Here is a 13,311-nt window from a genome sequence, read left to right as displayed (position 1 = left end):
CAGCCATTAGCAGAACAACCTACGGGCACCGTGAATGTCAGCTTTACGGACGGAACCGCGACAACAGGGGATGATTACACCTACGGCAATACGACCGTCAATGTTAACGGTGTCTTCAGTGCCGAGTCCGTTGATGATGTCCTTTCTGATAATGCAGAGAACTTTATTGTTTCACTGGATGAGGGTTCCTACAGCGAAGATGCGGGCAATACTGCAGATGGCAGTGGCCGTTATGAAACCGTAGAGTATGCATCGGATACGGTGACCACCACCATTCTGGATGAAATGGATAATGACCCGGCCACCCCGGGTGATAACGACAGCGCCTTTACGTTGAAGTTGTTTGCTGCTGATGAGAACGGCGATATTTTGCGTGATGGTGATGGTAACCCTGTTGATGCGACAGAGATCTCTGAACCCGGTACTCAAGGTGGTGAGTCAACGGCCTATTATGTGGTGAAAGCTGTAGATGCCGCAGGTAATCCATTAGCTGAGCAGCCGGAAGGTACCATTGATATTACCTTTACCAACGGCGATAACATCTCTAATGATGACTACTCTGGTCCTGGTCCTCAAACTGTCACGGTGGGTGAGAAATTTACCGCAACAGCGAAAGATGACGATATTTCCGATAGCGGTGAAAACTTTGTAGTTTCTCTTAATGATGGCAGTTTCAGTAATGCAGGGGTTTATGAAACGGTTCAGTATGCACCTGATACGGTGACTACCACTATTTTGGACGAAACCAATACCTCTACACCTGACGATAATGACAGCGCCTATACCCTGAAATTGTTTGCTGCGGATGAGCAGGGAAATATCCTGCGTGATGGTGATGGCAACCCTGTTGATGCGACTCAGATTCATGAAGATGGTGGCACCAGTGCTTACTATGTTGTTAAGGCACTGGACGACAACGGCGATTTTGTTGATTTGTCCGGTCATGTCAACGTGCGTTTCAACAACAATGATGCCGAAGATAATGATTACGATATCAGCGGTACTCAGGTCGAGTTGGATGAAGTATTTCATGCCACAGCGATTAATGATGCCTGGGCAGATAATGGCGAAACGTTCACCGTAGAGCTGGTCGAGAACTCCTACAGTGAAGATGCTGCTTATACGCCGGGTGGTGAATATGAAACCGTTGATTATGATGATGCTACGGTGACGACAACCATCCGTGACCTGGATATTGCGGGTATTGAGGATAATACGAATACTCAGGAAGGTGTTGGAGCCGGTGGTGACTGGGATATTACGATTCTAGAAAATCTGGATGATATTCACCAAGAAGCAGACTTTTCTTCAATCACTATTTCAAATATTCCAGCGGATGCGACGCTTAAGGATGGTGATGGTAATGTCATCACTGTTAATGGCGGTGAATATACAGCGACAAGCTGGCAGGAAGCTCTGGAGCTCACTTTAACGCCAGCGGTGGACAGTAGCAAAGATATTGAGTTGGACTATCAACTGAGTCTTCAGGATGGTTCTGTAGCAACGTTTACACAATCTATTGTGATTACTCCAGAGGCTGACCAACCCTGGACACTGGATAAGCTAACATCGGAGTCTGTAACTTATCAGGATACGTTATTGGAAGATGATGGCTGGCAGTCGTTAGATGCCGGTTGGAGTGATGGGGTTAATGTTTTTGATGAGTTAACCGCTTCTACTGGTGACGCAGATGGTAGTGAAAGCAACACCTATGTGCGCTTTTATTCTGATGGCGACACTAATCTGCCGACAAATACCCAGCTTCGTTACGAAGACAGTGATGGCAATATCAGAACTTACACCTTTAAAAACTCCAACAGTTATGTAGATGTCCCAGCTGATAAGTTGGATAGCCTGCAGATTAAAACACCGGCTCATTTTAATGGTGAGCTGAGTCTTAAGATTAAAACCGGGGTCATTGATCAGGATGAAGATGGTTCAGGTTCGGATAATCGCTGGAGTGACAGTGGAGAAACCAACCAGGTCTGGGGGACAGCGGATACGCTGATTATTAATGTCTCCGGTAGCGCGGATCTTGATGAAAACCTGATCTCGGTGACCAGTGTACGGGCAGATGAAGACAGTGGGCGTGATCAGGGTACGGGAGCTCTTACCCAGAGGGCAGATGGCACCTACGATATATCCGATGCTATTGATCTTGAGATTAACTTCCGTGCGGGTAAATACACCAATACCGAAGTGATTGAGTTGAAGGTTGAGGATATCCCTGCCGATACTTTCATTTTTGATAAAGATGGTAATTTGTTAAATGGCGACGGCTCAGGCGGTAGCCTGAGTTCTATAAAAATTGTGTTGGACCCTTCTGATGGTGAGCATTATACCCCTCAGGCGGGTGAAGTTGTTCTGACATCAAAAGAGGCATTCAATAGCTTTGTTGAAAACCTGAGCCTGATACCTGCACATGATAGTAATGAAGACTTTACGCTGACTCTGAATCAAAAATCCACTGAACCTAACTGGGATGGGACTGTAGGCGGCGAGCAAACTAAAGAGGTAACCGATACCTTTGAAGTACAGCTGAACAGTGTTGCAGATAACCCGTTAGTCAGTGGAACTGATGCGCCAATTGAGCTGACCGAGAGTGGTGAGTGGCAAGATCTGGCTGGTTTCCAGATCGCTTCGGGAGAAGATCAACACTTCTCTGAAGAAGTGTATGCACTGATTCGTAATGTCCCCGGCGACGTTGGCCTACGGATTGTGGATAGCAATGGCAATGAATTGTTTGATCAACTGGTACTGGCTGATACTGATGGCAGTACCACTGATTGGCGCATCGACAATGAGACCCTGCAAAAGATCGATAGTGGTGAGTACCGCATCCAGCTAAAAACGCCTGATGTAGATATGAGTGGGTCCATTGAATTCGGTATTCGTGTCACTGTATTGGATCTTGATCCTGACTCAGGTCAGCAAACGGATACTCTTGTGTCTGATCATACCATGACGATTGTGGTGGAGCCGGATGTAGAGTCGTATGGAGATAGCCAATCTTCGGGTAATGAAGATGAGTGGATAGACCTTAATTTAATCGTAGGCTCCAATGATGGTGATACCTTGGTTGAAGGTCAGTATGACTACAATGGCATCGCTTATGACATGAAAATAGAGATTCCTGGTCTGGGGCAAACCAGTGAGGATATCCAGGTGCAGGGCGACAATCTGGTGATTGATTATGCCAATAACCTGATCTATCTCAATCAGAGTGATTTGGCTTCCGTTGAGGTGAAGGCCCCGCAGCATTCGAATGAAGATCTGTCTGGTATTCAGTTCTATCGATATCTGAAAGATGACATGGATGATGGCTCAACCTCTCACGAAGATATTCAAGAGGTTGTGACAGGCCATACTGTTAATGTCACTGGCGTTGCGGATGGTTGGGAAGATACCGATAATCCAGATAACGGTACCACTGATGATACTGATGGCACTGATGATGATGGCTTTATTGTCGATGATGTAACAAGTGGTCTATCGTCTGATACCCTATTTGAGATGGGAGGTTATCAGGGCGATGGCTATAATCAGATGCTTAATACTGGCAAGTTAGATAGCGCTAATGCTCCGATTTCTTTCACAGCTGGAAAAGGTTTTGGTGTTGCTCAAGATGGTCAGGGCAGTTCAAGTAACCAATCCGAAGGGTTGGATCAAAACGAAAGCATTGGTGTTACTTTAGGTCAGTCGGCAAGCCAGGTTGGTTTCACCATTAACTTGGACTCAGGTGCATCTATTGATGGAGTAATCTCTTTCTATAATGCTTCTGGTGATAAAGTTGGCGAAATTGATATTCAAGGATTGAGTGGGTCTCAGTCCTTCACAGAATCCAATATTAAAACCAGTAATGGTCTAAATGGTAATCAAGAGGCGTATGATCAGGCCAATAATGGTGTCAGTTTCAACTATATCGTATTCGATGCCTCGACTTCGAATGGTAATGCAAATCCAGATAATGGTTTCTATGTCGATATCACCAATGTAGCAGGTAATAGTGTTGATAGCTCAAGCCTGGCTATTACAGATGGCAAGGTTAGTTCTGAAATCGTAACTGGTGATGATAATGCCAATACAGCCCTATCTGATATTGTTACGCATAATATTAATATCGAAGACAGTTACCACGATACGGTATCTGATATAGATACCTCCGAATCTGAGTACTACATAATCCGTGATCAGTCTGGTTTGGATTCTCCAAATACGACCTGGATGGTCGAAAATGGTATTAATGCGGGTAATGGTGTGTGGGTTGTACCTGCTGATGCCTTTGACTCGGCCAATATTAAGATTCTGCAAGTAAACGCAGGTGATGGCTCTCTGGATCTGGAAATCATTCCGGTCAGTAAAGAAAATGACGGCGATATCCTGTTTGATCAGCCTCATACTTTTACCATTGAGTATGGGAACGGTACATACAGTGATGCAATTGCCGGTGAAGTGAATGGCTCTTTAGAAATTCCAGGGAGTGGTTCGGCGCCTACTCTATCTGTGCATAGCAAAAATGAAGGCACCGAGGATGTGTCTGTTGATGATGTCTTGAGCGGCACAACAGCCGGTAGTGCTGACGTATCCTACGTGGTAACAACCGCGACGAATAATGGTTCAGTTGATACCAGTGATATGTATCAGTTGCCGGATGGCAGTTTTGTTGGAACCGGGGCGATTAACTTTAATCCCGACGCTAACTTTAACGGCGATGCTGGCTTTGATGTGGATATCATTGCGACAGATAGCAAAGGTAACCAGTCGACAGTTTCGGAAACAATCGTATTGGATATTGATCCTGTACTGGATGATGCTCAGACCAGTGCCCAGGGTGGTATTGAAATTGATGGGGGCAATGCAGAGAGTATTGACCTTAACATCCAGATTACATCGTCTGACACAGACGGTTCCGAAACCTTACAGGGTGATGTTACTTTAACACCTCAGGACGGAGGGCAGCTAACAGGGACAGGCATCATAGACAATGGCGATGGTACTTATACTATCGCACCTGAGAACCTGGGTTCTGTTGCTTTTGTACCAGATGCCTATACACATGGATCTTATAGTTTTGAAATTAGTTACACCCGTATCGATACGGATGCCAATGGTACTGATCATGTGACACTGAATGTGACGGAGACATTCAGTATTAATCTGGCTTCTGAAGTTGATCAGATTGATGTTGATTTGACGCCTTCCTCAGACAGTATTGACGAAACGGAAGATTATCCTCTGGATCTTTCGGTCCTGCAGCATGATAGCGATGGCAGTGAAATATCGTCTGTGAAGATCAGTGGTGTGCCTGATGCTCTGGTTATCCATAATGCTAACGGCGTCCAGATTGGTAACTACAGTGATAATGGTGACGGAACCGTTGATATTGTATTAAAAGGCGACGAAGTGCCTGCAGATGGCGGACTGAAGTTACACGATACTACAGATACCTACGGCGGCACCTTTACCCTTAACGTGACAGCATTCAGCCTGGATAAAGTCACCAAAGAGATTGAGCAAGGTGCAGACAGTGTTACTTTGACAATCAATCCTGTTGCAAGTGATATAGCAGAAGTTGATGCCGGTAGTGCACAAACTAACCGTGTTGTAGGTACTGAAGATGACTCGGGTATGCCACTTGATCTTGATGTAATCATGACTGATCTGGATGGTAGTGAAAAACTCAAGATCACCTTTAGTGAAGAGTTTGTCGATAATGGTTTTGGTGCCAAGTACACCGATAGTTTTGGTGTAACACAAACGCTGACAGAGAATAGTTTATTGACTCCAGAAGAGGCAAAAAGTATTCAGCTGGTGCCAGGGCCTAATTATAGCGGCGACTTTGATCTGACAGTTAATGTGCAATCAGTTGAAGTAGATGCTAATGACAATGTGCTGGATACGTTAACAACACCAGTATCGAAGACAGTACAGATTACCGTTGAGCCTGAGGCTGATGATGTTGCTCTGGATGAGATTAGCGATCAGACCGTTGTTGAGGACGCATCTGCTGTTGACTTAGGTCTGGTATTGACACTGGATGATGTGAACGAAGAGTTAAACATCTCCTTGGATGGACTTGAACCGGGAGCCACTGTTTCTGTGTCAGGCCAAACTGTTACTGTCGGCAACAGTGGCCAGGTGAGCTTTACCAACCTGACGCAGGTTGAAGCTGAAACCTTGAGTGTAGCGCCTCCTGCAGACTACAGTGGCACCATGAACATTAATGTCAGTGTCAAAACCGTTGATGGTGGTGATGTTCTGGATACCGCTGTAACTCAGTCCTTCAACTTTATTGTGACCCCAGAAGCTGATCAGCCTGATCTGGGTGATCCATCACTATCTGAATCTGATGATGTGGATAATGAGGGGGCGACGTTCAGTTATAACCTTGATCTGAGTGCATCGCTAACAGATGACAGTGAAGAATTGTCTTTCAGAGTAGATGGTATTCCTGAAGGCTGTAGTCTGACCAATGATAATGGTGACAATCTTATTATTACAGATGGGTCCATAACTTTAACGCCGGATCAACTTGATGGGCTTACCCTGACAAGTCCAGTCGAGCTGGCCAGTGATGGTCCTGGTGGGCTCAATATTGAGGTAACCGCTATATCAACAGAAGATATGGGGACTGCAGATCCTGCCGATGATAATAGTGCTATCCAGACTAAAACTATTATTGACGGCGTCATTGAAGGTCTGGCTTATGAGACAAGCTCTGGTTTATCGGGATTCACTGATCAACAAGGCGCGTTTCAATACAGAGAGGGTGATTCAGTTACCTTTAAGGTAGGAGATGTCGTTATTGGAACGGCTACGCCAGAGGATATGGCACAATCCAATATCTTCCTGCAGGATCTGGCTAATGTTGATCGTTCTGATCTGAACAACGAGTATGTTGAGAACATGGGGGTCTTCTTACAGTCTCTGGATGCAGATGGTAATCCTAATAATGGTATTACGATCAGTAATGGTACTCATGCTCTGTTTGATGGTGTTTCTCTCAACCTGAAGACAGCTTCTGAGTCCGAGGTTAAAGCAGTTCTTGAACAAGTGGGTAAAACGGCTGTAAGCGAAGAAGAAGCCATGGCCCATGTTAAAAGTATGCTGCAACAGCATTCAGATCAAACGGACTTTGACGAGCATATTGATGACTCCATTGTCACGGCCAATTTGGCTAACCAGTCCATTGATGGTCTACATTACGAAACATCTTCTGGTTTAAGTGGTGAGCTATCTGGTGGGACTTTCCAGTTTGATGAAGGGGATACAGTTGAACTGTATTTAGGTGATCAGCTGGTCGCCAGCTTTGATGCTTCAGATGTGGGTAATGATGGTGTAATCACGTTTGAAGAAGCCGGTTTCACCATGAGCTTGGAAGAGATCCAGGCGCTACAGAACGCAGAAACGCCAGAGGAAGGGACTCAAGAAGAGTCAGAAGAAACTGCTGTCGAGTCTGAAGAAGATGAAAAAGCAGCATCTGATGAAGGCTCTGAAGATGAAAGCGATGAGTCTGCTGGCGAGACTGGTGAGGAAGAACCTGTTTCAGATGACACTTCAGAAGTAGCCGATGATTCTGCTGGCGAGACTGGTGAGGAAGAACCTGTTTCAGACGACACTTCAGAGGTCGCCGATGAGTCTGCTGGTGAGACTGGTCAGGAAGAACCTGTTTCAGATGACACCTCAGAGGTCGCCGATGATTCTGCTGATGATGAAGAACCTGTTTCAGATGACACTTCAGAGGTAGCCGATGATTCTGCTGAAGAAGCGCCTGAATCGGTAGAGGATAGTTCTGACTCAGATACGGAAGAGGCTGAATCAGCAGAGGATAGTGCTGAGCAAGCTGTTCAGGAAACCACTGACGAGGAAGATTCTCAGGTTGCAGAGGAAAATCCAGAGTCAATGACACAAGAAGAAGCAAGCGAAGAAAGCTCAGATACTGCAGAAGAACAGACTGATGCTGTATCGGACGGTTCTGAAGGTGTAGCCGAAGTCGAAGAAGTTGAGGCTGAAGCCGATCCATTTATGGTCGATGAAGCTGAAGAGGTTGATCCATTTATGGTCGACGAATCAGCAGAAGTGGATGAAACTGATGACTTCTTTACCTTCGCGGATAACTCGCCAGCCAATGACTGGACCAGTGAGATTGAAGGGAATGTTGATACTTCAGATAACTCTGGTTGGGTTGGTGAACTCGATAATGCCGTTGATAATGCAGCGGTAGAGAGCGACGATTCAAGCTTCAGTGATATGGAACCGTCATCTGATGAGGGCTTTAGTGATGGCGCGGAAGACGCCCCATTAGATTGGTAAAAGAGTATTAGAAGACAGGCCCGGCCGGTTATGGAAAGCTGGGCCTATTTTCTAACAAAATACGGATTAGGGTTAAAACGGCTTATGCATTTAACTGGATCAGCAATTGGTTCAAATAATACCTGCTGTATGCAAGTGAGCTTTGAGTGCTAAAAGCCGTTTAGCCCTTTTCAAAAATTTCGTCGGTACGGGATGCCATAATAAAATCATTTTTATGCAGTCCTAGAATTTTATGGGTCCACCAGGACACAGTCACTCTGCCCCATTCCGTCAAAATAGCGGGGTGATGGCCTTCAGATTCTGATAAATCAGCAACGGCATTAGTAAAAAACATCGCCGACTTAAAATCCTTAAACTGGTAACTGCGCGATATCTGGCGAACTCCATCAGCCACTTCCAATTGCCACCCAGGCACCTCTGTTAGTAACCGTTCCAGTTCATCCCCCTCTACTCTCGGGGCATCGGTACGGCAGGCTTCACAGGAATATTGGCTGAGTTCACTCATGGTTGGCTCCACACGTTTCTTATGTCTTCTATTTGCAAGCGTAGCTGAATATTGCCCAGATCGCGGAAAAAAGTGCTTATTTAGTGATCAGTGACGACGAGTGGAAAAGAAGTAAGGGAGGAAAGGCTCCGCGTGCCAACCCGCTGGCGCGGGTTGTGAGGAGTGCACGCAGTACTCGCGGTTAACGCTTTCAATGACAAGCATTGTAACTCAGTTAAGCTGAGTTGGCCTGTGGTCTGATGTCACATGAGGCCAGCTGTCTCAGGTATCAGGCTTATCTCAGTACAGAGACTGTTCAGGCCATACCCACCAGATCGCCAGCACACCCGGTAACAGGCTGATAGCTACTGTTGTGGCGATCTTTTTCCACCAGGTATCACCCGGGTTATCCGTCCATTTGATCAACAGTGGCAGTGCCAGTAGCATCAGAGCATAAATGCTGACATCAGCATAGTAGAACGCATAAGCCAGAATAAATAACCACAGGGCCATTGTGGCTTGGGTCACGGCCAGTATGCTTTGTGCCGATAGGGCAACGATTCGATTCAGCAACCAGATGACACCCAATACCACGGCCAGAGAGCCGGTCATCTGTGCGGTGTTTAACGAGCTACTGATGCCAATCACCACGGCGGAAGTCACGATCATCACAATCTGACTGACAGGGAAACGAAAGGCACTTTGCTGACGATCAGAAGCACTGATCGCCATACCGCAAAACAGCAGCCAACCCACAACTTGAGTGAAGATTTCAATGGTACTCATGCGGCCTAATAGCGGTTGTGCTACTAGCGCAAAGCTTAGCATTGAGGCCACACCAAAGCCGGACATGCGATATTCTTTCGGTAATCGGGTGGCTAACACCGGAACCAAACTGGCGATTAATAGCCAATCCAGCGCTTGTCTCGGTGGTAGTTGCCAACGGGTATGAATACCTTGGGCTGCAGTGATCCAGGCTAACCAGATCAGGCCGGTGGCTAACCAGAATGCCGGTTTTTGCAGCTGTTTATGCTCAAACTGGAATAATACCAGGCCTAAAACGACCGCTGCCAGTAACGGATAAACCACCACTGGCAGCAGCATCGCTAAAGGTGAAACGGATTCACCATACATTACGACTCACCTCTATTGCGATTTCTTATCTCTTTCAGCATCTTGCTGTCAGCCACCCCCGCTAACACTGCCCTATTAATATTGGCCTGTTAACATTCCTTGTAAAAAGGAAGGGAAAGGGTGGCTGGTGTGCACAGCGTATCAGATAAGGATTTTTAAAAACAATTACTTACGGATGCCTTCGATAAACAGTTCGATCTTCACATCGTTGCCGATGCCACCCAGCATCTGATCGATACCAAAGTCAGCACGCTTCAATGTTATAGTGCCGTTAAATCCGCTGCGGTAGCCACCCCAAGGATCTTTACCTTCACCGATTTTAACCACGTTCAGGTCAACCTGCTTCGTTACGCCGTGCATGGTCAGGTCGCCGGTCAGTACACCTTTATCAGCATTGCCATTAAAAGCGGTGGATTTAAAGGAGATCTCTGGGTACTGCTTAGTGTCCAGGAAATCCGGGCTTTTTACGTGCTTGTCACGGGCCTCGTGGTTGGTGTCCAGGCTATCAGCATCGATAGTAATCGCCACCTGAGCACTTTGTGGTTTGTTGGCATCGTACTGGTAGTTACCAGAGAAACTGTTGAAACGGCCGACGGTTTCACTAAAACCCATATGATTGATTTTAAACAGAATCGTGGTGTGAGCACCGTCGATATCGTAGTTCGCTGCCATCGCAGAGCCAGAGATCAGAGCAGCAGATAGCAGGACTGGTTTTAGCATAGACTTCAACATATTAATGACCTTCTCAGAAATATTTAATCGGTTAAGAACGCTGTGTATTCGGTTATCACAGGAGATGTGTGCATTCTATCCGTGAATTATTGGCTTGATAATCCATTGTAAAGTGTAAAAACTATTTCTTTATAGTTAACAATAAAGTGTGAACTTTACCGGAAATACTCTGTCGGCTAGTGGATCGATCTTGATTAATCTTTGCGAGGGAAAAATGGATAAATACACCGCAATGCGCGTTTTCTGTCGGGTGGTTGAACGTGAAAGTTTTGCCGCAACAGGACGGGATATGAGCCTATCCACTGCGATGGTCAGCAAGTATATCGCGGGTTTGGAAAAAGAGCTGGGTATCCGTTTGCTGAACCGCACAACCCGCCGGGTTAGTCCTACGGATGAGGGGCTGTATTACTACAATCGCTGCAGTGCTTTATTGTTGGAGCTGGATGAGCTGGACTCTTCAGTCGCTCAGCAGGGACAGGAGCCCAGAGGTCTGTTGCGTTTAACTGCACCGATGGATTTTAGCCTGCTGCATCTGATGGAACCGATCTGCCTGTTTCAGGAGCAGTTCCCACTGGTACGTATTGAGCTGGATCTGGATGATCGCCAGCGTAATCTATTGGCAGATAAGTTTGATGTCGCTATTCGTATCGCGCGCCTGACGGATTCCACCATGGTGGCCCGGAAAATCACCGAGTGTGCCAGTTATGTCTATGCGGCTCCCGAGTATCTGCAAAAGTATGGCATCCCACAAACACCCGACGAGCTGCAGCAGCATAAGTGTTTGCAGTACACCTATCTGTCCCACGATAGAAACTACTGGGTATTTCGCGACAGTGACGGCGAGCGTATCCGGGTAAGAATTCCGTGGACTCTGGCGGTGAATAACGGCAGAGCCTTGTGTGAAGCGGCCGCTCAGGGCATGGGCATTATCCATCAACCGGATTTTATGGCTAATGAGCTGGTTGAGCAGGGACGTTTGCAGCGTATTTTGGATGATTATCCACCAGAGCCATTTAATGTGTATGCGGTCTATCAGCACCGAGAGTTTCTGCCGCAGCGTATTGTCGTATTTGTGGATTTTCTGCGTGAGTACTTCCAGAATAGTCAGAGATGGTAAACTCCGTGTTTTCAAGACTGATGGGGGCAGGGTGTGACGAGAGAAGAGCCGGTTGTATTAGTGATGGATTCCGGTGTCGGTGGTCTATCGGTTGCACAACATATCCAAGCACTGAGACCGGATCTTTCGCTACTCTATCTGGCTGATAATGGCGCTCTGCCTTATGGCAATAAAAGCGAGGCTTGGCTGAATCATCGGGTGGCTACTTTGGCACAGAGGGTGGTACAGGAGTATCCGCTACAGTTGGTGGTAGTTGCCTGTAATACCGCCAGTACGCTGGTATTGCCTGCTTTGCGCGCGAGTCTATCGGTACCTGTGGTGGGTGTTGTGCCTGCCATTAAACCCGCTGCGGCCTTGTCTCAAACCAAGCATATTGGTTTACTGGCCACACCGGGTACGGTACAGCGCAGTTATACCGATCAACTGGTGAATGAGTTTGCTGAGGGCTGTCGGGTATCTCGTTTAGGCACTACCGATCTGGTCAGTTTGGCTGAAGATAAGCTGGCCGGTAAAGCAGTGGATCTGCAGCGTTTAGCTCAGGCGGTAGCCCCGCTATTTGCTCAGCAGGATCTGGATACTCTGGTGCTGGGTTGTACTCACTTTCCCTTGTTAGTCCCTGAGCTGGAACAGATTGCGCCCCGCAAGATCAACTGGGTAGATTCCGGTCAGGCCATTGCCCGTCGGGTAGATGCTCTACTACCACAGATATCATCTTCAGAGCATATGCCGCACCAGGCAATTTTGACCGCTGAAGTTGATCAAACCTCCACGCTATTAACCTCTTTAAGTCGTTTAGGTTTTGGCCATAGCCGAGTCTGGGCTATGGGTGCAGAATGAAGATGTCCGGATATGACCGCTATAGGTCAGGTTACGGCCTGTTGGCTATAACGGCTTCCCCATACACTTTCCTTACTGATTTTGTTTCACTTTATTAAGTTCAGGAGAGCGAGTGATGAGTAAGGCTGCACTGTTAGTGGTTGATGTACAGGACTCCTTTAAACAGCGTGCCGTTTGGGAAACCAGTGATCATGGCCGTTTTGAAAGTAATGTCGCAGCGTTAATTCAAGCTGCCCGTACACAAGGGTGGCAAGTGATCTATGTGCTACATAATGAAGAGGAAGGTGTCTTTTCACCTGAGTCCGGTTTTGTCCGCTTAATGGATTTTATTCAGGTTCAGGATGGCGAGCTGGTGTTTAATAAGAAGGTTCATAATGCCCTAACAGATAGTGGTCTACATGTCTGGCTACAGGAGCAGGGCATTGAGCAGCTGAAAGTCTGCGGCATTCGTACGGAGCAGTGTTGTGAAACCACAACCCGTGTCGCCAGTGATCTGGGTTATCAGGTGGATTTTGTTCTGGATGCGACTCTGACCTTCCCTATGGTCGATGCGATTACCGGTGAAGAGGTCTCTGCTCAGATGCTGTATCAGCGCACTGCAACGGTGTTAAAAGATCGTTTTGCCCGTATTACTCAGGTTGCTGATTATCTGTAAGTTATTCAAGCACTCACACAAAAGTTTTCTCCTTAGCCA

At 46.8% G+C, this 13,311-nt stretch carries 7 protein-coding genes; 4 read left to right on the top strand and 3 right to left on the bottom strand.

Going from position 1 to position 13,311, the window contains the following annotated elements:
- The first annotated feature begins 30 nt into the window (after positions 1-30).
- Complete coding sequence (locus tag H579_RS0108720; RefSeq protein WP_036565817.1) at positions 31-8,313, top strand: RIP homotypic interaction motif-containing protein; 8,283 nt, start codon at positions 31-33, stop codon at positions 8,311-8,313.
- A 160-nt stretch (positions 8,314-8,473) separates the two neighbouring features.
- Here the strand turns inward: H579_RS0108720 and H579_RS0108715 are convergent, their stop codons facing one another.
- The 3 genes from H579_RS0108715 to H579_RS0108705 all read right to left on the bottom strand — a co-directional run bounded on the left by H579_RS0108715 (position 8,474) and on the right by H579_RS0108705 (position 10,663).
- The gene (locus tag H579_RS0108715) at positions 8,474-8,818 is read right to left on the bottom strand and encodes a 4a-hydroxytetrahydrobiopterin dehydratase (RefSeq protein ID WP_028300352.1); all 345 of its coding nucleotides are present in this window, start codon (positions 8,816-8,818) and stop codon (positions 8,474-8,476) included.
- 279 nt (positions 8,819-9,097) lie between these two features.
- A complete protein-coding gene (locus tag H579_RS0108710) occupies positions 9,098-9,931 on the bottom strand; it encodes a hypothetical protein (protein ID WP_028300351.1) in 834 nt (277 codons plus the stop codon).
- Between the two features lie 165 nt (positions 9,932-10,096).
- A complete protein-coding gene (locus H579_RS0108705) occupies positions 10,097-10,663 on the bottom strand; it encodes a YceI family protein (protein WP_028300350.1) in 567 nt (188 codons plus the stop codon).
- A gap of 214 nt (positions 10,664-10,877) precedes the next feature.
- Between H579_RS0108705 and H579_RS0108700 the strand changes: the two genes are divergently transcribed.
- The 3 genes from H579_RS0108700 to H579_RS0108690 all read left to right on the top strand — a co-directional run bounded on the left by H579_RS0108700 (position 10,878) and on the right by H579_RS0108690 (position 13,272).
- Positions 10,878-11,780, top strand: coding sequence for a LysR family transcriptional regulator (locus tag H579_RS0108700; protein ID WP_028300349.1), 903 nt, complete (start codon positions 10,878-10,880; stop codon positions 11,778-11,780).
- A 33-nt stretch (positions 11,781-11,813) separates the two neighbouring features.
- On the top strand, positions 11,814-12,617 hold the full coding sequence (murI, locus tag H579_RS24940; RefSeq protein ID WP_157834582.1) for a glutamate racemase: 804 nt from the start codon (positions 11,814-11,816) through the stop codon (positions 12,615-12,617).
- Between the two features lie 115 nt (positions 12,618-12,732).
- Positions 12,733-13,272: an isochorismatase family protein gene (locus H579_RS0108690; RefSeq protein WP_028300348.1), complete on the top strand. Its 540-nt coding sequence runs from the start codon at positions 12,733-12,735 to the stop codon at positions 13,270-13,272.
- Positions 13,273-13,311 lie beyond the last annotated feature (39 nt).

The sequence above is a fragment of the Oceanospirillum beijerinckii DSM 7166 genome (assembly GCF_000422425.1).
In the GTDB taxonomy this organism is placed as follows: Bacteria; Pseudomonadota; Gammaproteobacteria; order Pseudomonadales; family Halomonadaceae; genus Oceanospirillum; species Oceanospirillum beijerinckii.
The sequence above is the reverse complement of the archived record's forward strand: the minus strand, read 5'-3'. Positions and strand labels throughout refer to the sequence as shown.

Coding starts and splice junctions, on each gene's coding strand:
- H579_RS0108700 (WP_028300349.1), top strand. CDS start 10,878: ATGGATAAATACACCGCAATGCGCGTTTTCTGTCGGGTGGTTGAACGT.
- H579_RS0108715 (WP_028300352.1), bottom strand. CDS start 8,818: ATGAGTGAACTCAGCCAATATTCCTGTGAAGCCTGCCGTACCGATGCC.
- H579_RS0108690 (WP_028300348.1), top strand. CDS start 12,733: ATGAGTAAGGCTGCACTGTTAGTGGTTGATGTACAGGACTCCTTTAAA.
- H579_RS0108710 (WP_028300351.1), bottom strand. CDS start 9,931: ATGTATGGTGAATCCGTTTCACCTTTAGCGATGCTGCTGCCAGTGGTG.
- H579_RS0108705 (WP_028300350.1), bottom strand. CDS start 10,663: ATGTTGAAGTCTATGCTAAAACCAGTCCTGCTATCTGCTGCTCTGATC.